This window comes from Haloferula chungangensis (assembly GCF_042664875.1).
Lineage (GTDB): Bacteria > Verrucomicrobiota > Verrucomicrobiia > Verrucomicrobiales > Akkermansiaceae > Haloferula > Haloferula chungangensis.
This window is the reverse complement of record NZ_JBHTBS010000010.1, coordinates 38650-64449: the sequence shown is the minus strand read 5'-3', so window position 1 is coordinate 64449 and position 25800 is coordinate 38650. Positions and strand designations below refer to the sequence as shown.

Annotated in this window: 20 protein-coding genes and 1 tRNA gene; 10 read left to right on the top strand and 11 right to left on the bottom strand. The window is 59.0% G+C overall.

Going from position 1 to position 25800, the window contains the following annotated elements; all coding sequences use genetic code 11:
- The 6 genes from ACFQY0_RS16735 to ACFQY0_RS16710 form a co-directional block, all read right to left on the bottom strand.
- Positions 1-2166: a right-handed parallel beta-helix repeat-containing protein gene (locus ACFQY0_RS16735; protein ID WP_379714744.1), complete on the bottom strand. Its 2166-nt coding sequence runs from the start codon at positions 2164-2166 to the stop codon at positions 1-3.
- Positions 2167-2693: 527 nt separating this feature from the next.
- Complete coding sequence (locus ACFQY0_RS16730; RefSeq protein ID WP_379714741.1) at positions 2694-3494, bottom strand: CAAX prenyl protease-related protein; 801 nt, start codon at positions 3492-3494, stop codon at positions 2694-2696.
- A gap of 6 nt (positions 3495-3500) precedes the next feature.
- Entirely contained in the window at positions 3501-4670 is a 1170-nt protein-coding gene (locus ACFQY0_RS16725) for an aminotransferase class I/II-fold pyridoxal phosphate-dependent enzyme (RefSeq protein WP_379714738.1), read from the bottom strand.
- A gap of 103 nt (positions 4671-4773) precedes the next feature.
- On the bottom strand, positions 4774-5436 hold the full coding sequence (locus tag ACFQY0_RS16720) for a metal-dependent transcriptional regulator (protein WP_379714735.1): 663 nt from the start codon (positions 5434-5436) through the stop codon (positions 4774-4776).
- A 65-nt stretch (positions 5437-5501) separates the two neighbouring features.
- Positions 5502-6401, bottom strand: a complete 900-nt coding sequence (locus tag ACFQY0_RS16715; protein WP_379714732.1) for a squalene/phytoene synthase family protein — start codon at positions 6399-6401, stop codon at positions 5502-5504.
- Positions 6402-6409: 8 nt separating this feature from the next.
- Positions 6410-8941: a protein kinase domain-containing protein gene (locus ACFQY0_RS16710; protein ID WP_379714730.1), complete on the bottom strand. Its 2532-nt coding sequence runs from the start codon at positions 8939-8941 to the stop codon at positions 6410-6412.
- Positions 8942-9215: 274 nt separating this feature from the next.
- Between ACFQY0_RS16710 and ACFQY0_RS16705 the strand changes: the two genes are divergently transcribed.
- From ACFQY0_RS16705 to ACFQY0_RS16695, 3 genes are all read left to right on the top strand, one after another.
- Positions 9216-10538 carry a DUF1501 domain-containing protein gene (locus tag ACFQY0_RS16705; RefSeq protein WP_379714728.1) on the top strand — a complete coding sequence of 441 codons (1323 nt, stop codon included), beginning with the start codon at positions 9216-9218 and terminating at the stop codon, positions 10536-10538.
- A 94-nt stretch (positions 10539-10632) separates the two neighbouring features.
- On the top strand, positions 10633-10893 hold the full coding sequence (locus ACFQY0_RS16700; protein WP_379714726.1) for a hypothetical protein: 261 nt from the start codon (positions 10633-10635) through the stop codon (positions 10891-10893).
- Between the two features lie 11 nt (positions 10894-10904).
- Positions 10905-13304: a pre-peptidase C-terminal domain-containing protein gene (locus ACFQY0_RS16695; protein ID WP_379714723.1), complete on the top strand. Its 2400-nt coding sequence runs from the start codon at positions 10905-10907 to the stop codon at positions 13302-13304.
- A gap of 6 nt (positions 13305-13310) precedes the next feature.
- On the opposite strand, the gene ACFQY0_RS16690 is transcribed toward ACFQY0_RS16695, so the two are convergent.
- The 4 genes from ACFQY0_RS16690 to ACFQY0_RS16675 are packed head-to-tail and all read right to left on the bottom strand — an operon-like array spanning position 13311 to position 18494.
- Complete coding sequence (locus ACFQY0_RS16690; protein WP_379714721.1) at positions 13311-14219, bottom strand: transporter; 909 nt, start codon at positions 14217-14219, stop codon at positions 13311-13313.
- Positions 14220-14271: 52 nt separating this feature from the next.
- The gene (locus ACFQY0_RS16685; protein ID WP_379714719.1) at positions 14272-15963 is read right to left on the bottom strand and encodes an ABC transporter permease; all 1692 of its coding nucleotides are present in this window, start codon (positions 15961-15963) and stop codon (positions 14272-14274) included.
- Entirely contained in the window at positions 15960-17423 is a 1464-nt protein-coding gene (locus ACFQY0_RS16680; RefSeq protein WP_379714717.1) for an ABC transporter substrate-binding protein, read from the bottom strand. Before ACFQY0_RS16680 ends, ACFQY0_RS16685 begins: the two co-directional genes overlap by 4 nt.
- Positions 17424-17426: 3 nt before the next feature.
- Positions 17427-18494, bottom strand: coding sequence for an ABC transporter ATP-binding protein (locus ACFQY0_RS16675; RefSeq protein ID WP_379714865.1), 1068 nt, complete (start codon positions 18492-18494; stop codon positions 17427-17429).
- 140 nt (positions 18495-18634) lie between these two features.
- On the opposite strand from ACFQY0_RS16675, the gene ACFQY0_RS16670 reads away from it, so the two are divergent.
- Positions 18635-18722, top strand: a tRNA-Leu gene (locus ACFQY0_RS16670).
- Between the two features lie 65 nt (positions 18723-18787).
- On the opposite strand, the gene ACFQY0_RS16665 is transcribed toward ACFQY0_RS16670, so the two are convergent.
- A complete protein-coding gene (locus tag ACFQY0_RS16665; protein ID WP_379714715.1) occupies positions 18788-19159 on the bottom strand; it encodes a hypothetical protein in 372 nt (123 codons plus the stop codon).
- A gap of 116 nt (positions 19160-19275) precedes the next feature.
- Here ACFQY0_RS16665 and ACFQY0_RS16660 point away from each other — a divergent pair, with 116 nt between their 5' ends.
- From ACFQY0_RS16660 to ACFQY0_RS16635, 6 genes are all read left to right on the top strand, one after another.
- On the top strand, positions 19276-20346 hold the full coding sequence (locus tag ACFQY0_RS16660; RefSeq protein WP_379714713.1) for a type IV pilus twitching motility protein PilT: 1071 nt from the start codon (positions 19276-19278) through the stop codon (positions 20344-20346).
- A 21-nt stretch (positions 20347-20367) separates the two neighbouring features.
- Positions 20368-21462 (top strand): type IV pilus twitching motility protein PilT, encoded by a 1095-nt coding sequence (locus tag ACFQY0_RS16655; protein ID WP_379714711.1) that lies wholly within the window; start codon positions 20368-20370, stop codon positions 21460-21462.
- Positions 21462-22163, top strand: coding sequence for a hypothetical protein (locus tag ACFQY0_RS16650; protein ID WP_379714709.1), 702 nt, complete (start codon positions 21462-21464; stop codon positions 22161-22163). The genes ACFQY0_RS16655 and ACFQY0_RS16650 overlap by 1 nt, the downstream gene beginning before the upstream one ends.
- Before the next feature lie 345 nt (positions 22164-22508).
- Positions 22509-24002 (top strand): prenyltransferase/squalene oxidase repeat-containing protein, encoded by a 1494-nt coding sequence (locus ACFQY0_RS16645; RefSeq protein WP_379714707.1) that lies wholly within the window; start codon positions 22509-22511, stop codon positions 24000-24002.
- Between the two features lie 154 nt (positions 24003-24156).
- On the top strand, positions 24157-25116 hold the full coding sequence (gene tal, locus ACFQY0_RS16640; RefSeq protein ID WP_379714704.1) for a transaldolase: 960 nt from the start codon (positions 24157-24159) through the stop codon (positions 25114-25116).
- A gap of 198 nt (positions 25117-25314) precedes the next feature.
- The gene (locus ACFQY0_RS16635; protein ID WP_379714701.1) at positions 25315-25797 is read left to right on the top strand and encodes a ubiquitin family protein; all 483 of its coding nucleotides are present in this window, start codon (positions 25315-25317) and stop codon (positions 25795-25797) included.
- Positions 25798-25800 lie beyond the last annotated feature (3 nt).

The following is a 25800-nucleotide window of genomic DNA, read 5'->3' as shown; positions in this document are numbered from 1 at the left end:
TCATTCAACAAGTGCACCCGAATTTCCCTCAATTACCTCGAGCTTTCTCAGTCCGACCTTGGTAAGGTCGATTTCCTTGATTCCCATCTGCTTCGCGGGCGACCCCGGCTTGAATCGGAAATCGCCACTTTCCGGATCCACAAACATCGGATCGATGGCACGGCTATTGGCGTCGATGCCATCGCCCTGAAGTTTCTTCAAGGTCATCTCTCCGCGCACCGGGTCCTCCTTACAATAGTAGATATTATGATCGGAATTGATATCCGCCATGCGCGCAGGAACCCTCCCCCGTCGATCTTCACCCACTTTACCCTTTCCAGATCCCGGCTCGGAAATAAAACTGCAGTCCGCTTGGGTGGAGTAGAAAATATTACGAATATTACTCGCCCCCTTCATCGGCCCCTCGACGATCTTGAGATAGACGCCCCGGGGAGCAATCACATCGGCAATGATGTTGTTTTCGAAGCGGTTGTTCAGCTTCAAGGTCATGCCCTGAGACTTGCACTTGTAGAGCAGATTCCCCGTGAAAAGCGTATCCATTTGTCCACCGTCGGTCCGCATGCCGCTCTGACCATTGATTGGAGATTCGAGATGATGGATAAAGTTGTCGCGAATGACGTTTCCCGCGCCTGCCCCTCGAATGTAGATTCCATTGCCATCGCCGAGCATCTGCATCACATGATGGATCTCGTTTCTCTCGATCAGGTTGTTGCGGGTATGCAGGTAGGGACGCACATCGTCGATCTCCGGATTTTTCGGCATATCGCCGACCTCGTGCCACCGGATGGCCCGGCTCGACTCGCGCTTGTCCTGCTTCACAAAGAATCGCGAGACAATCCCGGAGACGATCATCCCGGAGTAGTTCGTGTGGTGGATCAGATTGTTGGCCACCCGGTTCTCCCCGCTCTGGCAAAGAAAGATCCCGGGCGAGTGCCAGTAGATCTCACTGACATGGTGAATATGATTGTTATAGACAAGATTCTCCCTGTTCACGTCTTTGGTTCCCGGGCCGTATCCACAGAGCAGGATCCCGCCTCCACCCATGTGCTCAATGTGGTTGTTTGAGATGGTATTCTTCTGACCATGAAGGTCCACGCGGATTGCTCCGCTCCCGCCGAAGAGAAAATGGCAGCCATCGATCACGCAGTTCTCGGCGCCGCGAAGGCGTACCATGGCGTTGGCTTTATCAAACATATCCCAATCGTGCTGCGTCCCGGCGTCATCCTTCGCCAGGGTGTAGCGCTCGCCATGCTTGAAGGTCAGACCTCGGAAGCGAAGATTACGGACGGGGATATCCTTGGGGCCTTCTTCATCGACCTTCCCCTCCACCCGGATGAACTCAATCAATTGGGGGGCCATCACCGGCGACTTGTCGCGTGGCCAAAGATAGACTTTTCCCTCATTTGAGTTCAGCGCCCATTCCCCCGGCTCATCGAGTTGCTCCACCACGTTCTCGACCCAGCAGCCGATTTTGTTCATGCCGTAGGTTGCAGGAATCTCCGTGCGGGCCACCCCGGTCTTTTCATCAACCGAGGCCAGGGGAAGCACGTTCATCATCCAGAGCCGTGTCGGACGGACAATGATCTCCACATCGCTGACATTCGGCCATTCCTTCAGGAGTCCCTTCGGGAACTTGAGTTCGTTCACGCTGCCACTCGGCACAAAGCGCTCCGAGCGCGCCCGGGGCAGCATGCCCGCTTCGTCGTAGAGAGTCAGAAAGCGACCTGAAACCGAGGCTTCCCAGACATTTCCCCGAGCCTCTTCGGGCAATCCGGGAATCGGAGTCTCCACCTGCTTCCACTCCTTGATCTCCTTGCCCGAACTCAGAATCGGCGTCTCTCCCGGATAGGCGGCATAGGTAATGCTTGAATCCCCTTCGCCCCCATCCTCAAGTCCGAACACCACGGTTCTCTCGAGCGGATAGGTCCCGCCACGAATGAGCACGGTTATATCTCCCTTCTTGTTCTTTTTCAGTTCACGGACCGCATCCCGGGCCCGCTCCAGACTGGCAAAAGGGCCATCATCCCCCTCGATATTGGGGGCCTCCAAAGTCCCCGACCAATGGTCCGATCCGCTGGGTGAGATGTGAAAATCCGCCTCTATCTCAGCAGCCTGACACCAGATTCCCGTCACCAAAATTCCAGTGATCGCTCGTAGAGAATTCATACTATGTCGTGCTGCAGCTGTTTCCCATCACTTCAACTTTCAGACGGTGAATCATTTCGCTGGACTGCCTACCCTCTTTTTAGGGGGCAAGAACCGCGGCGCCCCCCGGGGACTGATGCCCTCAGGAACTCAACCACTCCAGGGGAGATAACATCGACACAATGATGAACGCTGTGGAAGTAATCTGATGTTTCATGGGTTTTTTCAGAATCGAGACGATATCGCGAGGCGTTTGAGTTTAAGAAGCGCGCCCCAAAAATTCGCGGCACCTGTCTACAGCACGCGCTAATTCTGACCTAGCGACGCCCATCGAAGTTCCGCAAGGTTAATCCGAAAAGACCGCATCCCAAAAAATAGGGATCAACCGGGACTTGAATCCATCGACGGACCACCGGGCCCATGGCAACAAGAAGTTCAGCACAGGGATCACGACGCGGCTGCCTGATCATAACAGGCCGATGCCGAGACGGCTCTGTGTTCGCTTATAAAAGGAGCGATGAAGCAGAACAACCCCGCTTGGGACAGATCTACCAGAGTCCCAGTTTGCCGAAGTTTACTGCATACAATCCCATCAGCAGGTTCGCCACGGCGTGCATCACCACGCAGGCACCGAGATTCTTGCTCCAGACGCAGAGCAGGTAGGTCAGGGAACCATAGATCAAAGCACCCGCGTAATCGACAGGAGCATGCGCAACCACGAACAGACCGGTGACGACCGCGAAGCTCAGCGCGGAGGGTTTCCCAAATGGCTGCTTCCAGTACTTGCCATCCCAATCGAGGAGCAATCGCATCAGAAACGATCGCCAGAAGATTTCCTCGACCAATGCGACGACCACGACCGCACGGAGAAAGCGCATCAAGAGGGCCGACCAGTAGCCAATCGTCCCGTCACCAAAGACCTCCGCCGGATCAAATCCCTCGGTCCTTGCGTCCAGTCCCAACCACTTCTGCCAGCCTTCCGTTTTCCCCTCCATGCCGAGCCAGTCGTAGACCGTTGTCGGCAGGAGCCAGAAGCCGATCCCGATCGCTCCGAACAGCACGCCAATGAGCGACCACTTCCACGACCAGTTGAACTCGTAACTCCGCCACCATCGGATCACCAGACCAAGGGCGATTACGGTTTGCAGCGGGTAGAGCCACTGCTCAGGCGCCCTTCTCCACCAGGGGGCATTCGGCAGATCGAGTTTGAAAAACGAGTCCGCCACCTGCAGGATCATCAGGAATCCGATGAACACGGCAAAGGGCAGAACCTGACGCGGCACCCAGGTATCGGGTGCCTCCAAACGCAAGCGTTCGGCATTCAGGTTCGCTGGATCGGGGTTAGACATGCTTCGTTAAAGCCGGCCGACAAACGCTTCCATCTTATCCATCGCCAAGCGCAACTCCTCCATGCTCGTTGCATAACAGCAACGCAGGAATCCCTCGCCGGAGTTGCCGAACGCCGTGCCCGGAACGGCAGCGACGCCTTCTTCCTCCAGGAGCTTCATCGCAAATTCCTTGCTGCTTAGCCCCGTCTTACGAATGTCCGGGAAGACGTAGAATGCCCCACCGGGAGAGTGGCACTCGAGCCCCATCTCATTGAGCCGCTTCACTAACAGGTCACGCCGCTGATGATAACTGTCGCGCATCTTCTCGACTGCCGGCGCTCCATTTTCGAGGGCCTCGATCGCAGCCATCTGACTCATGATCGGGGCGCAAAGCATCGAATACTGGTGAATCTTCATCATCGCCTCGATCACCGGCTCCGGCGCACAGGCATAGCCGAGACGGAATCCGGTCATGGCAAATGCTTTGGAAAAGCCGTGCAGCAGGATCGTGCGTTCCCGCATCCCGGGCAGAGAGGCAATCGATACGTGCTCTTCGTTGAGATCGTAGCGGAGCTCGCAGTAAATCTCGTCGCTCAGCACCATCAGGTCGTGCTCGATGCACAGCTTGGCGATGCCTTCGAGGTCTTCGCGGCTAGCCGTCGCGCCCGTAGGGTTGGTCGGAAAGTTCAGCATCAGCACCCGGCTTTTCGGCGTGATGGCGGCGGCGAGAGCCTCCGGTTTCAGGGAGAAGCCGTCAGACTTCCTTGTCTCCACCGCAACCGCCTTGCCATAAGCCATGACGATGCTTGGCGAGTAGGAAACGTAGCAGGGTTCGTGGTAGATCACCTCGTCACCCGGATCGAGCAAGGCCCGCAGCGCGATATCAATCGCCTCCGAGACCCCCACGGTCACGAGCACTTCACTCAGGGCCTCATACTTCACGTGGAAAAGATCATCGACATAGCGAGCGATCGATTTGCGCAAAGCGGGCAGACCGAGATTCGAGGTGTAGCTGGTATGCCCCTGTTCCAGGGAATAGATCGCCGCCTCGCGAATATGCCATGGAGTGACAAAGTCCGGCTCACCAACACCGAGGGAAATGACGCCCTCACGGCCTTGCACGAGCTCGAAGAAGTCGCGGATCCCGGAACGTGGGACACTGGCAACCTGTCGGGCGATTTTTTTCGTATAATCCATGGAATCCTCCGGCCTTCCGCCGGGCGCGGCATTTCAGAGGCTAGCTTGCCGTCACGCAATCCCAATCCTTCCCAGGACCGCAGAAGCTTCCAATAAAACAGATTTACTTCCGAACCCCCAGTACACCCGCAACCGCCTCCCCCATTCGAATCGACTCCGTCACGCCAGCCACGCGGATTTCCACAATGCCCGCCAAGGGATCGCGGGCCACCACTTCCACTTTGATTCCCGGTCTCAACCCCTGGCTCTGCAACCAGCTCAGGAACTCCGGTTCATCACGAGCCACACGCACCACCTGATACCGTCCCGGACCGCACTCGCTGAGCTTCCGCAGATCATCCTCGCGGACCACCCCGTTGACATCCGGAATCGGATCGCCGTGGGGATCATGTGCAGGTCGCCCCAGCATCTCGTCGATCCGTTCGACCAGACGGTCCGACAGCACGTGCTCCAGCACCTCCGCCTCCTCGTGAACATGCGCCCAGTCGAGATGCATGACCTCGACGAGGAACAGCTCGATCAGGCGATGACGACGCAGGACTTGCACCGCGGCGCCCACCCCTGAAGGAGTCAGGATCACCCCCTTGCGCGGCCAATACTCGAGGTAGCCCCCTTTCGCCAGGTGCTTCATCATCGTCGTGACCGTGCCAGGCGTCAGACTCAGCGCGGTCGCGATTTTCCCAATAGGCACCAATTCCTCACTCGCACCACCGTCGGACAAACGGAGAATCGCTTTCAGGTAGTTTTCAACCGTGCTGCTCGGCATCTGGCGGGAAGCTTAGATTTTGACGACTCAAAGTCGAGCAGTCGATTGGTTCAGGTCGCGACTTTTCACCAGAGCAGCGCGCGAAGCAGACTGCGGCGCACGCAAGCGCGCGTGATTTTCACCCCATCTTGAAGCCTCGCCCAGTCCGCGGTGTCGAGAAGGTCCAAGGTCTTCTCGCCGAGCAGTGCCGGAAGCACGCTTGCGGCCCGCAGACGCCGGACCTTCAGTTCCTTTGAATAGATTTTCCCTTCCATCAGCCACTCGCGGGAAATCTTCCGCCACTTGCTCGCCTCCTTCAACAAGGCGTCGTGGTCCTGAGCCGCAGCGACCGGAAGATAGCAGCGACCATTCTTCAGATCCCCAGGCAGGTCCCGCAGGATATTCACCAACTGCAATCCCTTGCCGTAAGCAATTCCACGAGTTTCCAGGTCGGCGGCATCTGCGCTGGAAAACCTTTCGCCCAAAGTCTCGAATCCGATCTTCGTCCAGAACGCGCCGACACAGCCGGCGACTCTCCAGCAGTAGTCCTCCAGGCTGGCGGCGTCCGGCAAGATGGCCGCGCCCTTTGAAAACCTCTCCACATCCAATCGCTGACCTCCCGTGATGATGTCGATCACCTCGCGCACAATGGCCTGCTCCCGCGCACTCAGCTGATCCAGCGCTGCGAAACATTCGTCGAGCCTCTCCATCAAACGTCGCTCCCCGGCATGGCTCTGCTTTTCGGAAAAGCGCCCGATGTCGCGTCGCCAGCCGACCTCACCCCCTCTGATCTCCGCAATGAATCCATCGAGCCACTGCATGCGTTCATCCGCGGGAACATCAGCCGTATCCGCGATGGTGTCGCTCGCCCGCGCCAGCAGGTAAGCGAGACTCACAGGTCCCCGCATCGGCCCGGGAAGCAGCTGAAGCGAGATTGAGAACGAACGCGAAACCTCACGCACCAGATTGTGATCGAGAACCGGCATGGATGGCTTCACTCAAGCTCGCGGAGACCCTGCCGGGTCCATTCCAGCGCCTCCTGATACTCCTCGTTCTTCGGACGTTCCCGACTGAGCGACTCCCATACTTTCGCGGCCCGGGCGAAAGCATCGATCGAAAGCTCCTTCTTTTCCTCCAACTGGGCAGCCAGTCCCATGTCAGCCAGAATGTATCCTAGCGAACGGCGCAACTGCTCACTTGTTAGGCCACCATGGGAGCTCTCCAGGAGATCCTCCAACATCGCAGCAGCCTGCTCTTCGTTCTGAATCTCCTTTTCCCGATCACCGCCGAAACCGAACATCCTGCCCTTCTCCCAGGTGAGCAGGGCAAAACGGTAGCGCGCCATCGGATCCGCGTCTTCACCGGTTGTTAGATCGGCAATCAGACCGAGGCCTTCATCGTAGAGTTCCATCGCCTCCTCACCTTCACCCCGATCCCTCAAAATGCCCGCCATCAGACCTCGCTGTGCGGCGAGCAGGGATCTCGCCTCGGCGCTCCCTGGACGGTGGGGAAGCAACTCCTCCAACAGGGATACCGCCGCCTTCGACATCGACTCCGCCGTCTTCATATCCCCATCGATCAGGGCCGACTCCGCGATCGAGCCATAGCAACCCGCCAGATCGATGCGCAGATCCAGATCGGAAGGCTTCTCCTTGATCAGCTCCGTCAGCACATCCACCGCCAGAGTCAGCGCCGTCCTCGCATCCCCCAGCTTGCCCATGGCGTCCTGGATCGTCGCCGAGGAGAGATAGCTGGCTACCAGCTCGGAACGGAGAATCGATGCGTCGGGGCGACTCGCCGCCAGACGGTTGAGCTCTTCTGCGGCACGGTGGAGCAATTCCAGCGCCCTGGCTTCCTCGCCCGCCGCTGCCAATTGGCGCGACTCGTGAATATCGAGAATCGCGAGCAAGCGCGCCACGCGATCCGCATCCACCTCCGCCTGCGGGACGGCCTCCAGTGCCTGACGCGCAGCGCCGAAACTCTCCTCGGTTTCTGGCGCCCCCTTTTTCTGCCTCAACAGAGCGAGAAACAGACGGTCCTTTGCGAGTCGGAGTTCCAGATCGGCACCCGCTTCCTCGAGATCGCCGGCAACTGAAATGGCCGCTTCCAGTCGAGGAGCGGCTTTGGCCGGGTCGCCACTGGCCAGCGAAACTTCCGCCAATTGCAGCTGAGCACGTGCTCGCTCATCCTCGAGACCAGCGACTCCTTCGGTTCGCTCGAGAAAGCTCACGTAGTAATTCTCCAATCGGCCCAGACGAACCTCCCGACTGTCAAGAGGCGGCAGATTCCGATTCCCTTCTTCCATCGCCCAAGCAAACAGCCGATCTCCCATGGCGCTCGATTCCTTCACCCGAGCCAGCCAGGTACTCGCCTCATCCCGCAAGGTTTGCTCCGCCGAAAGCTTCGCCTCGTGAGCGAAATCCCGCTGCTCTTCCGCGACCCGCAGCTCCTCCGTCAGACCATCCACTTCCGCTTTTCGCTCAATGGTGGCGTGTTCCAACTGAGAACGCGTCCACTGCCAAAGCAGCCCCAGGACAACCACGGCCGCCGTCAGAACCCCCGCCGCCACCGTCGCACGCCAAGCCGAGTGTTGAGTTCGGCGTCGCTGATCGAGAACCTCTTCGCGCTTCAGCTCCTCCTCGACGGCGACCTCCGCCTCACGCATCAAACGACGAACCTCCATGGCATTGGCCGGACGCGCCAGAGGGTCCAAAGCCAGGCAGGCATCGATCACCTCGCGATACGCTTCCTCCAACGGCGTTTTGGGCTCACCAGGCCAGGAAGTTTCAGGCTGCCCCTCCAGGGCGACGGCGATCTTCTTGAGGTCCGCCGCGACACCCTCGCGGCTCGTCTGGCCACAAACGGGAGCGACCTTCTGAAAGGTCGCGTGGCAGCGGGGAAAGACACCGGTCAGCAAGCGGTAAGCGAGCACTCCGAAGGCAAAAACGTCCCAGCGGTAGCCCTCTTCTTCCAGATAGCCATCCGACGAACGCAGCTGCTCAGGCGGATGATAGAGGCAGGCATCCGTGAATTCCAGATGGGTAACACCGGGCATGTGCCCAAGCCCCCAATCCACCAGAACCAGGTTGCCATCGTCATCGAAGAACACATTGCCCGGCTTCAAATTTCCATGAGCCACCTGCCGACCATGCAGCGCAGCCAAGGCCTCCGCCATCCCGACCACCACCGGCCACGAGCGCTCCCCGGGAAACTCATCAAGCTGGTGCTGCAGGCTTCTCGGTCTCCACTCCCCATCCTCCTGCTGATCGGCCAGACAATCCGTCAATCGAGCCGCCGGACGCGCGCGAAAGTCCGCCTCGTGCACCTCCAGCACCCCTTTCGGCCACCCCCCCCGTTCCAATCGCGCGCAGGCCTTCTCCAGAACCAGTCGGTTGATCGCCATTCCGTCGAGCAGCTTCACCACCTTCACTGATCCGTCGGCCTTCACCGCACGAAAAACCGCACCACTGGGACCAGATCCCAGCAGCTCTCTTTCCCGGAAAACATCCAGATGAGGCGACTCCATGGAGAAAGTCTAACGCTGATCCCAGCGAGGCCAACCCTTCAATCTGGCACCTAGCGGCAGTCTCTCTGGAATCGGCTCCACCGCCTTCATCCCGGCCGACTAGACGCTGCACCATTTCACTGCGTCTTGAGCCCGGTGAGTTCGTATTCTTGAGAACCGGAACGATATCACCTACACTCCCTCTCAAAGGGGCTATTTGCGATCCATTTGAGGCATCTGAAAAGCCTCACCCATTTTCCCCGTAGCCCTTGAAACCTTTCGTTCCGATCAAATTATGAAGCACCAATGCCCAGGAAACCCGCTCGAACGCTATTCATCTCGTCGCGAGTTCCTCTACGTCGGAATGCTCGGAGGACTCGGACTTACCTTGCCGGGATTCCTCCAGCAGCAGGCAAAGGCCGCTCAGAAATTCTATGAAACCACCGAAGGACCGGCCAATGGCATCATCCATATTTTCCTGCCAGGTGGCCTGTCTCATCAGGAATCCTTCGATCCCAAGCCCTACGCACCTGCTGAATACCGGGGACCCTTCGGTGCGATCGACACCAAGCTCCCCGGCATCCAATTCGGTCAGAAGCTCCCGCATCTCGCCAAGATCGCCGACAAGCTCACGATCATCCGCTCGATGTCGCACGGCGAAGCCGCCCATGAGCGCGGCACCCACAACATGTTCACCGGCTACCGACCCTCGCCAGCCGTCGATTACCCCTCGATCGGCTCGGTGATCTCCCACGAGCTCGGATCGAAAAACAATCTCCCTCCCTACGTCTGTGTGCCAAACGTGCCAAACGAGTTCGCCAACTCCGGCTACCTTTCCTCCGCCTACGGACCCTTCGCACTGGGCTCGAATCCCGAGCAGGGCAACTTTCAGGTCCGCGACCTCAACCTTCCCAAGGATGTCAGCGAAGAACGCTTTGCCCGACGCCGCTCGCTGCTCGAAACCGTCGATCATCACTTCCGCAGCTTGGAAGAGTCCGACGGGCTCGACTCGATGGATGCCTTCTATCAGCACGCCTACAAACTGATCTCATCCGAGAAAGCCCGCGAAGCCTTCAACCTCAAAGCCGAGCCCGACAAAACCAAAGAGGCCTACGGCAAAACCGCCGCCGGTCAGCGGATGCTCCTCGCACGTCGTCTGATCGAAGCCGGAACCCGCTTCGTCTCCCTGACAGCTGGTGGCTGGGACCACCATGACAACATCAAAGCAGGCATCGAAAAACAGCTTCCTTCCGTCGACAAGGCCATCGCCGCCCTGATCAACGACCTTGAGCAGCGCGGCATGCTCGACTCGACCCTCGTGCTCGTCACCACCGAATTCGGCCGGACCCCCAAGATCAACCCGACCGGTGGCCGGGACCACTGGCCCCGCGTCTTCTCCACCATGCTCGCCGGTGGCGGCACGAAAAGGGGCTACGTCCACGGTTCGTCCGACGCCCTAGGCGGTGAAGTTGATACCGATGGCGTCACCGTCGCCGACCTCGCCACCACCCTTTACAAACAAATCGGCATCACCGCCGACAAGGAACTCATGGCCCCCGGTCTTCGTCCGATCGAGATCATCGACGGCGGCAAAGTTCTCGAGTCGATCCTGGCATAATTTTTAAATGGCACTGGCTGCCTGCCGGTCATCCCGACGAATGGAGAGACTCGACAGGCATCGACCGTGCTATTTGTGAGTTACCGCGACACCCATGAAGTTCACCAATCGCTGCCTGAGAGCCCTCGCCAGACTCATCCCGACGGTCATCATCCTCGGGGTCGTCTATGTTGCTGCGTATTTCCTGCTCATGGAGAAAGGAACGGCGATTAACCGCACCACCTTGATCCCCGAATATTCATCGATCTCCCGGCTCGGGAAGGACGAGCGAAAGATCGGACCTCTATCGATCCAGGTGACTTTTTCCAGCTGGCTGAACCCAATCTTCGAACCCCTTGACCGGGTCTTTCGATAAGCCCTTCCGACATGCTCCGCCTCTTCTCCATTCTCGCCTTCGCTCTTCTAACAGTCGCCGACGCCGGCTTCACACCCGAGCTCGCCCGCATTTTGCCCCAGGGCATTCAGCGCGGCACCGAGATCGACATCAACCTCCGCGGAAACCGACTCGAGGCTCCGGAAGAAATTCTTTTCCACAAGTCGGGCATCGAAGTCCTCAAGCTCGAAGCCAAGGATCCCAAACATGTGATCGCCCGGATCCGCATCTCACCGGATGCCGAACTTGGCGAACACCCGCTGCGGCTCCGCACCAAGGGCGGCGTCACCTTCCTCCGCAGCCTCTGGGTCGGTCAGTTTTCTACGCTTGAAGAGAAGGAACCTAACAACAGCTTCGAAGCGCCACAAAAGGTGTCACTCAACTCCACGGTTCAGGGCCTTGCCAAGACCGAGGACGAGGATGTTTACTCCGTGAACCTCAAGAAGGGCGAAGCGCTTTCCGTCGAAGTCGAAGCCATGCGTCTCGGTCGGCTTTTCTTCGATGCCTACGTCGCCATCCTTGATCCAAAGCGCTTTGAGCTTGCCGCCTGCGACGACTCCCCTCTCCTCTACACCGACGCCTCCGCCTCGATCATCGCACCTGAAGACGGCGAGTATCGCATCGTCGTTCGCGAGGCCGCGTATGAAGGCAACGATCAATCCGCTTATCGCCTGCATATCGGCAGCTTCCCCCGCCCTTCTGCCGCCTTCCCCCCCGGAGCCAAGCCCGGTGAGACCCTCGACTTCCGCTTTATCGGAGATCCCTCCGGTGAGCTCACCCGCAGCATCACGATCCCGCCCGACGCCTCCGGCCGCTTCCCCGTCTTCGCCGAACGCGGGGGGCTGTTCTCTCCCTCACCCAACTGGATTGAAGTCTCCCCTCTCGAACATCTCGTCGAAACCGAGCCGAACGAAGGCGCCAAAGCCGCGACTCCGGCCCCCGCCATTCCTTTCGCCGTCCACGGTTTGATTTCGAAAGAAAAGGACGTCGATTGGTATCGATTCGCGGCCAAGAAGGGTCAGAACCTCGATTTCAATATCCTCGCGCGTGGCCTCCGCTCGCCGCTCGATTCGGTGATCGGCGTCCATGATTCCAAAGGCAAGGGCCTCGCCAACAATGACGATCAGGGGAGCCCCGACTCCATCCTCAAATGGACCTGTCCTGCGGATGGAGACTACTTTGTCAGCGTCCGCGACAAACTCATGCGCTCGGGCCCGGACTTCTTCTACCGCCTTGAAGCCACCACCCGAGCCCCGTCCATCTCCGCCACGCTGCCGGTGGCCGAGCGAAACAAATCCCAGGTGCGCAAAGTCATCAGCGTCCCGCGCGGCAACCGCTATGCCACTGTCGTCAACATCGCGCGCAGCAATCTCGGCTGTGACGCCCTCTTCGATAGCGGCCCTCTTCCCGCGGGCATGAGCATGCACGTCCCGGAGATCCCGCGCTCGCTTACCAGCTTTCCGGTCGTTTTCGAAGCGCAGGCCGACGCCGCGATCGCGGGTGGCTACGTCCCTTTCACCATCCGCTCCACTGGCGACAAAGCCCCGCAGGTGTCGGGACCATTGAAAGAGGAAATCCACCACGTCGAAGTCAACAATCAGGGCCCCTACCACTCGACCTTCTCGGAAAAGATTGCCGTCGCCATCATCGAAGAGGCCCCCTTCACGATCACTCTCGAAACCCCACCCACCCCCATCGTCCAGCGGGGTATTCTGAAATTGAAGGTCCGCGCCCATCGTCAGGACGGCTTTGACGAAGCGATCAATCTGCGTTTCCTCTGGAATCCCCCCGGCATCGGATCACCCACCAATCTCAAACTTGAGAAAGGCAAGAACGAGATCGACTACGAAATCAATGCCAACGCCGATGCGCCCGGTGGCGAATGGCAGGTTTGCGTGCTCGCCGATGCCAACACAGCCCAGGGCCCCGTCTTCGTCTCGTCATCACTAGTTCCGCTGAAAGTTGTCGAACCATGGGTCACGGCAACTATCGATCTCAGCGCCACCGAACAGTCCCGCAATGTTCCGGTTCTCTGCAAACTTGAGTATCTAACAACGTTCAAAGGAAAGGCGAAAGCCGAGCTCATGGGGCTTCCCCACGGCACAAAAACCAAGCCCATCGAGTTCCCCCACGGAACTGCCGATCTCACTTTCCCCATCGAAGTCGCCAAGGACGCGGCGGTCGGTAAGCACAACGGCCTTTTCCTCCGCATCGATGTCCCTGACCAAGGCACCACCATCCTCCACCAAACCGGCCACGGCGGCACCCTGCGCATCGACAAACCGTCGCAGAAAGAAGTCGCCGCCAAACCCAAGGCGGACAAAGCAAAAGAAAACAAGCCAGCTGCCAAACCCCTCTCCAGACTCGAGCAGCTCCGCCAGAAAGCGCCGTAACTCAAGTCACCACATGTAGGTGGCTCCCAACAAAAAGGAATCGGAGTCCGCACCACTCCGCTCGAGCGTCTTTGAGCTGATGTATGTCAACTGGAAGCCGAGCTTCGGCGAGATCGACATGCCCAGGCTCGTCCCCCAGAGGAAATTGTTTTTGTAGTCGTTGAGGCGGTTTCCATCGAGTGTCGATTGACCATCCGTTCCGAAAGCCGCCCCCGTCGCGAGCCAGAAGCCGGGCCGGAAGGTGTAGACGACGTGGCTCTGAAAGGACCACAGCGGGTCCTGTTCAAGAGTGCTGCCATTGAAGAACGAATCGTTGTCGGTATAGAACCAGACACTGCCCGTCAGCTCAAACGACCAGGGTCCGCGGCTATGAACCATGCCGATTTGAGGGCGAATCGTAAAACGATTCTCGCCAAGGTTGAGCAAGCGGTCCTTCAGGTAGTGGCCGGTCGGAAGCACCACGATCAGCGCCGCACCTACGATCGTCTCGCAGTCTCGCTTCTCGGCCCGATACTTCAGATACTCCTCACCGGAAAGTGGCGGAGCCCCATAGAGGTTCATCGAGAACCGGAGCGCCGTGTCGCTGAAACCGGTCCGGCTCGTGGACGTATCCACTCCATCCACGACACCTTCCCATCGGCCATCCTGATAGGCCTGCACCAGGTCGAAACGTGCCGATTTTCCGAGCAGCTCAAAACTCCGCACATAGCTGAACGCGGCCGTATGTTTATCCAAGGTCGCGTTTTCAACTCTCAGACTCGGATTCAGATAAAGATCCGCCGAGGTATAGCCATAGAGCACGCCCGCAAAATTCGTATCCATCGGGAAATGCCCCCAGCGACGCGGCTGGAGATCCTGGCCACTGGAAAGGGTGGCGCTCAGGACAAGAAGCAGGGCAGCAAAATATCGGATCACTCGCCGTCTTCTAGCGTGCACTTCATCAAGAGCAAGAAGGATCAAAGCGTCTTCACATCTTGAACAAGCCGCCCTTCTTTCCCCCGATGCCCGCCGCGCCGGCGATCGCGATGCCGAGGAAGACCATCGCCCAGACACCGAGAGCTGCGGCAAGTTCGTGGCCGTTGCCCAGCGTGCTCAGCAGGGTGTAGATCGCCTTGGTGATCGGATAATGCTGCGCCTGCTGGGCAAGGATCAAGCTGTCGCTGACTTCCAACATCGAGAAGGCGAAGGCCAGGATCGCGCCCGCGGCCACATTCGCTCCGATCAGCGGGATCGATATGCGCCACAGGGTTCTCCATGGTCCGGCGCCCAGGGAACGCGCGGCCTCCTCCATTGCAGGGTTGCTCTGCTGAAGTCCTGCCACCGCCGCCCTCACAACATACGGCAAACGTCGTACGGCATAAGCCACGATCAGCAGCATCGCCGGACTCCCTCCCGCACCCATGAGAAAATGCAGGGGCTGACCTTCCTGTGAAAGCGCCAGGTATCCGAAGGCCAGAACCAATCCAGGCACGGCCAGCGGAAGCATCACCAAGGCATCAAGAACACCCCGTCCTTTGATATCACTCCTCACCACCACCCAGGCGATGGCCAGCCCGAGAATCACCGCCAACATCGTTGCCACCGAGGCATAAAGCAGGCTGTTCTCAATCGATGGAACCACCAGCGGATCACCAAGCGCCTCCGCGAAATGCCTCCATGTCAGATGCAGCGGAGCCACACTATCATACCAATTTTCCGACAAGGATAGCAGCACCACGCCGAGGTGGGGAATCGAGGCGATGACGAACACGCCGGCGAAGACCGCCGCCAACCCGAGCGATTTGAACCCCCGCAGCTTGATCGCGGCATCCCGTCCCTTCGGTCGCGGTTGAGCTCCCGATTTTCCTCGCCCGAAGACGAACTTCGTCACGCCGAAGACGATCGCTGAGATCACCAGAATCACGGCTACCAGAGCATACGGTGCCGGGTTTCCGCCAAGGTCCTTGATGCCATCAAATACCTGCACCGGAGCGACCCGGCTGTAGTTGAAAACCAGCGGAACACCGAGCTCGGTGAAGGACCAGATGAACACGATCGAGCCACCCGCAAAGATCCCGGGCATTGCCAGTGGCAGGGTGATCCGAAACAAACGACGCCTCGGAGAGCAGCCCAGATTTTCCGCCGCCTGCTCCATTGCCGGATCCAGATTCGCCAGCGACGCCGCAATGTTCATGTAGAGGATGGGATAGAGGTGCAGCGCGTTCATCGCCACAATCCCCCAGAACCTTCCATTCGCCAGCCAATCGATCCTGCTCGTCGATTCCATCAAACCCCAATCAATGAGCAAGGCATTGAGTGAGCCGGTGACCCCGAGGATGTGGACCACTCCAATCGCTCCCACAAAGGGCGGCAGAACCAAGGGGACCAATATCAGGATGCCCAGCGCCTTTTTCCCAAAGAAGTCATAGCGATGCGAAAACAAGGCGAGCGGAAACGCGATCACGAAGGTCGCCAAGGTGCTGACGATGCCGAGCATCAGAGCATTCCTCAATCCTTCCACGTAAACCGGATTGCGAAACACCTCGCGCACGAAGTCGAGCGTCAGCCCGTCCTCGCTTTCGAAAGCCTCCTTCACCACCGACAAAGCCGGATAGACAAAGAAGAAGGCAAAAATGAGGCTAACCGCGACCGTCACCAAAATGGCGTGGCTGCGCTTCATGGCTGCCCCCCTTTCTCCTCTGCAGCCCGCTGGTAGTTTCTCCGGAACTGCTTCGAGATCTCCGTCATGGTTCGCGTCAACTCGATCGGGTCACCATCCTGCACCATCGGCACCAGCTCATTCATCACCCGCTCGTAATTGACCGCCGAGACATCATGAAAAACCGACAAGTCACCTCGGGCATCGACCGCCAAACGACTCCACGCCTTCTTCATTTCCTCGTGAGGATCCATGCACATCGCACGGAAGATCACACGCAGGGTATTGAATGCCTTACCCGTCAGCTCAGGCTGATACACGAACTGCCCGGTGCGCTCATAGGGCATCGCCCCGGCATCCGTGAAGTCCGCCATCAGCTCCGTCCTATACATGTCACGCCGTACCGGGAGCCGTCGCAGCGCCCGCGCCTTCGGACCGCCCTCCGAACCCGGCTTCCGATTCCATAGCAACTGACCTTTTTCGCTCAGACAAAACGTCACAAACCCCTGCGCGATTTCCATCTGCGGCGCACCGCGAAAGATCGCCACCGAGTCGACATTCAAGGAGGTCCCCCCTTCGGGAGAAACCCAGTGGACCCGGCTCCGGCCAGAGTCATCGCGCACCGCATCTTCAAACGAGCGACCGTAGAAATCGATGCAGGTTCCCGCCGCCGCATCGCCCATCGCGACGTCGTGCGGAATCTTGCTGGCGGAGTCGGTGAAGTAGCGTGCGTTCGCCGCGAACTTCTGCAGCATGTTCATCCCCAGCGCCCACCCTTCCGATCGTGATTCTGCGGAATCGCCCTTCTCGCGGATCACCTTCTGCATCTGCTCCTGCACAAGCATTTCGAATGCCTGAGTGACCGAACTGCTCTTGGTCGGGTCTGCGAGGGCGAGCTTCCCGAAATAAGCTGGATCTCCGAGATCACTCCACTCCTGAGGAGCCGCGATACCCATCCACTCGATGACGTCCCGGTTATAGACGATCCCAAACTGCGAAACGCAAACTCCCACCCAGCGGTGCTCGGAATCGTAGTACGTCTCACCCGAAAACCCCGCCGGCAACCTTTCCTCTCCGAACCATTCCGGATGACTCTCGAAGGCCTCGATTCTGGCCAAGTGCCCGAGCGATGCCTGCTTGATGAAATCCTTGGTCCCTCCTCCGAAGAACACATCCAGATCCGTGCCATCCTTGCCAAGCGCATGCGCCGCGGCGAACGAACTCCCAATCACCCGCAAAATATCTCCACCACCTCCGGGAGCACGCCAGTCGATGTAAAGCCTGCGTCCCGTCTTCTCTTTCCAATGGGCCGCAAAGGCCTCGCCGAATTCATTGCGAATCGAATCATTATGAGGAGTGATGATGACCAGACGGTCCTCACTGTCGTCCGCCTTCGCGACCTCTGTGTCACGTCGCAGCAGCAGCGGTGCCGCCACCACGATGGCCAGCAGAACAAACACCGGTAGGACTCGTTTCAACATGGCTCAATCCTTTAGAACGACCACATCCGTGCGCCTCACGGAGAGACGAATCGACGTTTCCCCACGCTCATGAAGCTTCAGCGGATTCAGCTCCACCACATGCTGCATGCCCGCTGCCGTGCTGACGACGTACTGGATGCACTGCCCCAGATAACTTCGTTCGGTCACTTTGCCTTCCACGCCGTTGTCGCGGTCTCCGTCTCCGATGTTCCAGGCTTCGGGGCGAATCGACAGAAGCACCGTCTCTCCATCGCTGGGCGTCCAGGATTCGTCCGCCGTTTGACCGACCATGACGCCCACCGGAGTCTCTGCCATCACATCGCCATCCTTCACCCCGATCACCCTTCCCTTGATCAAATTCGTCTCACCGATGAATCCGGCCACATACGCTGAGCGCGGCTGACGATAGATCTCCTCCGGGCGACCGAGCTGCTCGATCCGCCCGCCATTCATGATGGCCATCCGATCAGCCATCGCCAAGGCCTCCTCCTGATCGTGAGTCACGTAGATACCTGTTAGACCGCCCTCCTTCACGATCCTGCGGATCTCCCGGCGCATTTCGATCCGGAGCTTCGCGTCAAGGTTCGAGAGCGGCTCATCGAGCAGCAGGCACTTCGGACGCACCACCAGCGCGCGGGCCAGAGCGACGCGCTGCTGCTGCCCTCCGGACAACTGATCAATGCCCCGATCACCCATGCCACTGAGATGGACAAGCTCCAGCGCTTCACCAACCCGGCGCCTGATCTCCTCCTTGGAAACCTTCCGTTCCTCCAGACCGAACGCGACGTTCCTTTCCACATTCAAATGGGGCCACAGCGCGTAACTTTGAAAAACCATCGCGGCTTCCCGCTTGTGCGGCGGCAGGGAGCTCACTTCCTTCTCCCCGAATCGGATTTGACCCGAAGTCGGCGTCTCCAGACCCGCAATGCATCGTAGCAAGGTCGTCTTTCCGCAGCCCGAAGCTCCGAGCAGGAAAAACAGCTCCCCGGCATCCACTTCCACGCTCACGCCATCGAGCGCCGTGACGGCTCCGAACTTCTTAACAACGGCACTGACGCGAATCGATTCCATGACGAGCGCGCCCATGCTCCAAGGCATTCCTCATCTGGCAAGCCTCGATCTGGGACGAAAGAATTGAATTTCTTTCAAAGATTCTCTTGCCAACTTCCGGATCGCTCCCTAAATCCCCGCGCACCAACCAACCACACAAAGCTCAGGTGGCGGAATTGGTAGACGCGCTAGACTAAGGATCTAGTGGGCATTGCGCCCGTGCAGGTTCGATTCCTGTCCTGAGTACCATTTTTAGAACGACCCCGACGATTTCGATCGCCGGGGTTTTTCTTTGGGGATGCTGTGAGATGCCTTCAGTCGCCCTCTTCGACAATCTTACGAATCTCCTCCTCAATCTGGCGGACATTCGGATGCCTCCCCCCGAGACCTGCTTTTTTCAATTCTTCCAGCTCCTCCTCCAATTGAGATTTCCTGCTCGCTGGAGAGTTTACTTTGCGTTCCTCATCGCTCGGCCGGAGCAGCACCCGCTTCTGACCCAATGGAGGTTCACCATTTCGAATTCCAGCTTCAGGCGTATCGGTTTGAAAACGAGACCCGCTTTCCCGCACTAACTCCTCGGCATCGTCGCTCCCGGTTTTCGACTTGTTCTCCCAAAGTAGAAAGAGCGCCAACAGGACCAGTAGCGTGGCAACGGCGGGATAGATCCTAAAAGTTTCACCTTTCATCTTTGGTAGCAGACAATCGGGAACTCAGAGTTGCCAGTAAATAGCATCATCTGCGACTAGCACAATCCGCGTCACCACCCGCCTTCTCACTTTCCGAAGCCCTAAAATCCGTTAGGGTGCGCGTCGAGATGACCCCCGCCCTTGCCGATCTGCTATCCACAGCCTTCACCGGCGGAGCAAGCGACGTCTTCCTCGTCGAAGGAGAACGGCCCCGCGTCAGGACCAATGGCGAGGTCGTCGTCGCCCACGGGGAAGAACTCGATCACTCATCGATCGCCGAGATCTGGAGATCCTGCGGACTCGACCCCGAGAAGCAGAACGACGGCGACGCCAGCCTTGAAGTCGCCGGAGCCGGACGCCTCCGACTCAATGCCTATCGCACGCTCGGTCGCCTCGCACTGGTCATGCGACCCATCAAGGAAGTCGCCCCCTCGTTCGACGAACTCGGCTTGCCCGGCGAGTTGCTTACCTCGTGGCTCCAGCGCCGCTCCGGTCTGATCCTTTTCAGCGGACCAACCGGCTCCGGGAAATCGACCTCGGTCGCCGCCTGCCTCGACTGGATCAACAAGCACCACTCGCGCCACATCGTCACCATCGAGGACCCCATCGAGTACCTCTTTCGAAACGATCAATCCTACTTTTCCCAGCGCGAAGTCCATCACGACACCGGCGACTTCGACGTCGCCCTGCGTCAGGCCCTGCGCCAAAATCCCGACGTCATTTTTTTCGGAGAGATCCGTGATGCCGAATCCGCGCTCGCCGCCCTGCGCGCCTCGGAAACCGGCCATCTCGTCATTTCCACGCTGCACGGCTCGGGCGTCGCCGGGGTCACCACTTCACTCGAACGGATCGCGCGACTCATCACCACCCACACCGCCAGCACCGCCAGCCTGCTCTCCCAGCAGCTCATCGGCGTGGTGTCCCAGCAACTCCTCCCCCGGATCAATGGCGGCCTCGTTGCCGTGCTCGAGTATTTCCAAAACGCCTCCGTCACCCGCAAGTGGATCGCCGAAGGACGATTCGACGAATTGCGCGATCACGTCAGCACTTCCAAAAGTGACGGCGCCTGCCCCTTCATCCGCTATCTTGTCGCCGCCGTGGAGCAGAACATCATCGATCCAGACACCGCCCGCGCCGCCTGCGATCGCCCTCAGGATCTCGATCGGGCCCTGCGTGGTATTTCATAAATCATCAACCCCAGTCATCTCGTGAGCCAAGCCAGAGAAATCACCGACTACCTCCGTCAAGCTGTCGAACTCGGCGGCTCCGACCTTCACCTATCCGGCTGGGCCCCGCCTGCAGCACGCGTTTCAGGCAACCTGGTGCCGCTCGAGGACTTCATCCTCGATCCGCCGACGGTTAAGCGTCTCATCGACGACACCCTTTCCGAAACCCAGCGCTCGAACCTCGATGAGAACTGGGAACTCGACTACGCCCTGCACCTCGATGGCGTCGGACGATTCCGGGGAAACGTGCACGTCGTTCGCGGCAGTCACGAAGCCGCCTTCCGACATATCCCCGATGAGATTCCGGAACTCGACAACCTCGGCCACCACTCCGTCGTCGCCGAGCTCTGCAATCTCCGCCGCGGCCTCATCCTCGTCACCGGCATCACCGGATCGGGAAAGACCACCAGCCTGGCGGCGATGATCAAACGCATCTCCGAGACGCGTTCCGGCGTCATCGTCACTATCGAGGACCCCATCGAATTCGTCTACTCCCACAGCAGCTGCCTCATCAAGCAGCGCGAGATCGGCCACGACACCCGCGGATTTCCCATCGCCCTGCGCCAGGCACTTCGCCAGGACCCGGACGTCATCGTCGTTTCCGAGCTCCGCGACCTTGAAACCATTCGCATCGCCCTCACTGCCGCGGAGACCGGTCACCTCGTTCTTGCCACGCTCCACACGCTCGATGCCCCACAGTCGATCGACCGCCTCGTCGATGTGTTCCCCGCCGACCAGCAAGCCCAGATCATCACCCAGCTCGCCAGTGTGGTGGAAGGCATCGTCTCCCAGCGCCTGATCTCCCGGGCCGATGGAAAGGGCCGCGTCCTCGCCTCCGAAATCCTCCGGGCCAACCACGGGATCCGAGCCTGCATCCGCGAGAAAAAGTTCGAGCAAATCGTCGGCCTCATGGAAATCGGTCACCAGGATGGCAACCGAACGATTGACCAATCCATTGCCGGACTGCTTCAACAAGGCTACATCACCCGCGAGGAAGCCCTCTTTCACGCCCGCGACCAGCGCAACTTCGCCGAGCCCGAGCAAGCCAAGAAACCAACCAAATCCATCTGGACCTAATGGACCCCCGCATCATCGACATTCTCCGCTACTCCGCTCTCACCGTCGTCCTGCTGGTTGCTTCGCTGTTTGTTCACAAGCACTACCGCCGACACGTGGCGAAAAAGGAGATCGTCGCCGAGCTCCAGAGCATCACCACCGACTCATCGTTCTACCGACAGTTCGAAGCCGAGGCGGCTCACGCCACCCTCCTTCAAAGTGTCGCGCTGATCCAACAGGCCAGCGACCTCGGCCTGACGCCTACCGAACTGTTTGATCGCGTCTTTCTTCATGACCAGATGGATGACTTCGGTGAAAGCCCAAGCACCGACTACCCCGTCAAAGAGGAACTCGCCCGCAACACGCTCACCAGTGCCTACGAATCCGCCAAGCGGCTGGAAATCCTCAACGACAAGGCCGACATCAGCGACCTCCAGGATGGTCGCATGCCCATCAGTCTGTCCGGCACTCCCGTGATCCTCCCGCTGATCGATCCCAAGTTGTCGCCAGGACTTGAAAAGATCATTCCCAATCTGGAAATCCTTCCTGCCGACCGAGCCAACTCGGAACGAGAACTCACGGCGATCGAAACCGCCGCCGCACGCAAGCTCGCCAAGGATCTCGCCACCGCCGGCCTGATCGAGAACACCATCGCCGAGCGCATCGTCGAGCACTATCAGAGCAAAAAGAAAGTGGCCTCGGAAGACGCCGCGACCGAATAGGGTCAGGCACTCCAATCCACCCCACCAGCGATGGAAGAGCGCCCGCCGCTGCCCCCCTCTTCCCGACATGAGTGGCGATCCGCTCGTTCTCATCATTTTGGATCGGCTCGTGCTTCTCTGCGATCGGTGATCTGTGAATCACACCGTGCTCGCGGAACAGAAGTCCGTGCGCCCAGAGAACTCCGAACCCTTCCAAACGGCGAAATTCCTCCGGATTTCACCTAATAAATTCCTCAAATATTCGTTATCCCCATGAGCAAGGGGCCAGGCCGCGCTTTTCGGCTGGCCAAGTCCCTCACCCGCTCTACTTTTTTTCTCAAGCCAATCTCCGTCCACTCTCTATCCATGAGCCTTCACGCCCAACTCAGCCCGGAAGCCGAAGCGCGCCTCCATGCCCAGCGCCGCAACTCCACGATTTCCGCCGTTATCGTTTCCTTTCTCGTTCTTGTCCTTCTCGGGCTGATTCTCGCGTTCGTGCTCCTCGATCCCTTCTTCAAGGAGACTCCCGTCATCGTCAGCTATTCCTCGACCATCAGCGACGACGACAAGATCGAGAACAAGAAGATGAACACCAGCATCGAGCGCAAGCCCTCTGCGCCTTCGTCTTCCATGGCCAAAGTCATCGCAGCCAATACCAGCTCTCCGACCGCCGTTCCCGTCCCTGATATCGACGTGCCAGAACCGTCCACCGATTTCGGTGACGGCGATGACTTTGGCGATGGCTGGGGATCCGGTGGCGACGGCGGTGGTGGTGGTGGATTCGGAAACATCCCGGCCTCGATGAGCAAGCGCTGCTCCCCGGAAGACCGCATGTCCCGTCTGCTTGAAAGCGGCGGTACCGAACAGTGCGAAGTGGCGGTGGTCAAAGGCCTCGACTGGCTTCAGAAAACCCAGAATCCCGATGGAAGCTGGGGCAAGAGCAAGAAGGCCGCAATGACCGGTCTCGCCGTGCTCGCCTACCTCGGACACTGCGAAACTCCCCTTTCCGAAAAATACGGTGAAACCGTCCTCAAAGGCATCACCTACATCGTCAATGTCGGCGTGAAAAAGAAGGGCCGCCTCGTCGATGGCAACGAGCCAAACCCGATGCCCTACGAGCACGCCATTGCCACCTACGCCCTCGGCGAGTCCACCACCTTCTGCAAGCAACTTGGCCTCAACATTCCCAAGCTTGAGGAAATCACCCAGCAAGCCGGCCAGTACATCATCGACAACCAGCACACCAAGTCCGGCGGCTGGGACTACGGCTACGCGGAAGACGGCAAACGCGGCGGAGACCTCTCCGTCACCGCTTGGCAGATCCAGGCCCTCAAGGCCTGCAAGCACACCGGCCTCGACTTCCGCAACATGAGCGGCTCCATCAAGAACGCTCTCCAATACGTTGAAGAATGTCAGAACCGAGACGGCGGATTCGATTACCTCCCCGGCCGCAAGTCCCACTCGCCTGACGGCTACTCCACCCTCACCGGTGCCGGCATGCTCTCCTTCCAGATGTGGGAAAAGGAAAACCACGCCGCTGTCCGCCAAGGCGCCAAATACGCCGACAAAAACGCCAAGTTCAAGTACAACGAAGCCGACTGCGACCTCTACGGTCACTACTACCTCGCCCAGGCAATGATCGCCCGTGGCGGACCGGAGTGGAAAAAATACAACGACATGATCCGCGATGAGCTTCTTAAAAATCAAGGCGCGGACGGATCATGGAAGAAGCCCGGTGGCGGAACCAAAGTGAACGCCGTCGCCGCTCAGTTCGTCAATGACGCCCACTACCGCAATTGCCTCTGCATCCTGATGCTCGAAACCTACTACCGCTTCCTTCCCGGAACCGGAAGCCACTGAAACCTTTCGATCGACACCATTTCCAAACGGCGGCCCCCTCATGGGATCCGCCGTTTTGCATTCCCCCCATGAGGAAGATTCATGCCGCATCCCCCAAATGTCCGGCTTTTCCCCTCGCCTAGCCCCACAGCAACCACTATCCCAACAAACAGACATGAGCGCTACTCAACTCGATCAACTCAAGAAATTCACCACCGTCGTCGCCGATACCGGCGACTTCGAATCCATGAAGGCCTACCAACCCCAGGACGCCACCACCAATCCCTCCCTGATCCTCCAGGCTGCGGGAAAAGATGAGTACCGCCCTCTCGTTGAGAAAGCCATCGCCGAGCACAAGGACTCGTCGCTCAGCGGAGACGCCCTCATCGAATCCATCCTCGACCGCATCCTCATCATCTTCGGCCTCGAGATCCTCAAGATCGTTCCCGGACGCGTCTCCACGGAGGTCGATGCGCGTCTTTCATTCGATACCGAAGGCACCGTCGCCAAGGCTCGCCAACTCATTGCCGCCTACGAAAAGGAAGGCATCTCGCGCGACCGCGTGCTGATCAAGATCGCCTCCACCTGGGAAGGCATCAAGGCCGCCGAAGCCCTCGAGAAAGAAGGCATCCACTGCAACCTCACCCTGCTCTTCTCCTTCGCCCAGGCGGTCGCCTGCGCCGAGGCCAAAGTGCAGCTCATCTCGCCATTCGTCGGACGCATCCTCGATTGGTTCAAGGCATCGACCGGCAAGGATTATCAGGGCGACGAAGACCCCGGCGTCCAATCCGTCCGCGAAATCTACACCTACTACAAAAAGTTCGGCTACAAGACCGAAGTCATGGGAGCCTCCTTCCGCAACAAGGGCGAAATCCTCTCCCTCGCCGGATGCGACCTGCTCACCATCGCCCCCAAGCTCCTCGGCGAACTTCAGGAGTCCACCGACAGCGTCGAGCGCGTCCTTTCTCCTGAAACGGCCGCCGCCGCCGACCTGGAAAAGGTCTCCTTCGACGAAAAGAGCTTCCGCCTCGCCCTCAACGAAGACGCCATGGCCACGGAGAAGACCGCCCAAGGCATCCGCGGATTTGCCGCCGATATCGTCAAACTCGAGGAGCTCGTCAAAGGCATGCTCTGATTCTCCAGAGTTTCATGACATCACCCAAAAGCCGAAGCGACCGCTTCGGCTTTTTTTTTTGAAAAGACCCGCCGGATCTCCAGACCGACTGGCCGATCTTTTTCGAGATCTTCTGCGATTTTGGCGGGCAGCCATCGCCCCATTCATCCCGGTGACTTTTTCATTCACCCCAAGCCTCCTTCCAGTCACTCTCCGCCCATGAACCTTGCCCGCATCCTCATGGCCGCCCTCGCCATGATCCTGATTCTTCCCGCCTCCGCAGGTGGCAAGAAGGAGAACAACGCCATCATCGCCTTCCACATGGAAACCGATCCCGGCGACAACCATACCATGATCTTTACCCAGTTCGTGGCTGGCAAGGAACGGGTCTTCCGCCGCATGCCGGAAATCGGCACCAAGGACATTGAAACCTTCAATCCCTTCCCATCGAAAGACGGCGAAGGTTTCGGGCTCGTCTTCCGCGTCAAGAATGCCGCCAAGCACCGCCTCGCAGCCGTCACCGCCAACAGCACCGGACGCTGGTTCATCGCACGGATCAATGGACGCATCGTCGATGGCGTCATCGTCGACCAACAGATCACCGACGGAGAACTCATCATCTGGAAAGGCGTCTCGCTCGCCGAAGTCAACGAACTCGACAAACGATTCCCGCGCTTTGGCGCCAAAAAACCAAGAGGCTGAACT

What these genes read in the sequence shown, in the direction of transcription:
- ACFQY0_RS16730 (WP_379714741.1), bottom strand. Translation starts at nt 3,494, where the DNA reads ATGTCTAACCCCGATCCAGCGAACCTGAATGCCGAACGCTTGCGTTTG.
- ACFQY0_RS16685 (WP_379714719.1), bottom strand. Translation starts at nt 15,963, where the DNA reads ATGAAGCGCAGCCACGCCATTTTGGTGACGGTCGCGGTTAGCCTCATT.
- ACFQY0_RS16675 (WP_379714865.1), bottom strand. Translation starts at nt 18,494, where the DNA reads ATGGAATCGATTCGCGTCAGTGCCGTTGTTAAGAAGTTCGGAGCCGTC.
- ACFQY0_RS16650 (WP_379714709.1), top strand. Translation starts at nt 21,462, where the DNA reads ATGGACCCCCGCATCATCGACATTCTCCGCTACTCCGCTCTCACCGTC.
- ACFQY0_RS16680 (WP_379714717.1), bottom strand. Translation starts at nt 17,423, where the DNA reads ATGTTGAAACGAGTCCTACCGGTGTTTGTTCTGCTGGCCATCGTGGTG.
- ACFQY0_RS16635 (WP_379714701.1), top strand. Translation starts at nt 25,315, where the DNA reads ATGAACCTTGCCCGCATCCTCATGGCCGCCCTCGCCATGATCCTGATT.
- tal (WP_379714704.1), top strand. Translation starts at nt 24,157, where the DNA reads ATGAGCGCTACTCAACTCGATCAACTCAAGAAATTCACCACCGTCGTC.
- ACFQY0_RS16720 (WP_379714735.1), bottom strand. Translation starts at nt 5,436, where the DNA reads ATGCCGAGCAGCACGGTTGAAAACTACCTGAAAGCGATTCTCCGTTTG.
- ACFQY0_RS16695 (WP_379714723.1), top strand. Translation starts at nt 10,905, where the DNA reads ATGCTCCGCCTCTTCTCCATTCTCGCCTTCGCTCTTCTAACAGTCGCC.
- ACFQY0_RS16710 (WP_379714730.1), bottom strand. Translation starts at nt 8,941, where the DNA reads ATGGAGTCGCCTCATCTGGATGTTTTCCGGGAAAGAGAGCTGCTGGGA.
- ACFQY0_RS16725 (WP_379714738.1), bottom strand. Translation starts at nt 4,670, where the DNA reads ATGGATTATACGAAAAAAATCGCCCGACAGGTTGCCAGTGTCCCACGT.
- ACFQY0_RS16665 (WP_379714715.1), bottom strand. Translation starts at nt 19,159, where the DNA reads ATGAAAGGTGAAACTTTTAGGATCTATCCCGCCGTTGCCACGCTACTG.
- ACFQY0_RS16705 (WP_379714728.1), top strand. Translation starts at nt 9,216, where the DNA reads ATGAAGCACCAATGCCCAGGAAACCCGCTCGAACGCTATTCATCTCGT.
- ACFQY0_RS16700 (WP_379714726.1), top strand. Translation starts at nt 10,633, where the DNA reads ATGAAGTTCACCAATCGCTGCCTGAGAGCCCTCGCCAGACTCATCCCG.
- ACFQY0_RS16715 (WP_379714732.1), bottom strand. Translation starts at nt 6,401, where the DNA reads ATGCCGGTTCTCGATCACAATCTGGTGCGTGAGGTTTCGCGTTCGTTC.
- ACFQY0_RS16645 (WP_379714707.1), top strand. Translation starts at nt 22,509, where the DNA reads ATGAGCCTTCACGCCCAACTCAGCCCGGAAGCCGAAGCGCGCCTCCAT.
- ACFQY0_RS16735 (WP_379714744.1), bottom strand. Translation starts at nt 2,166, where the DNA reads ATGAATTCTCTACGAGCGATCACTGGAATTTTGGTGACGGGAATCTGG.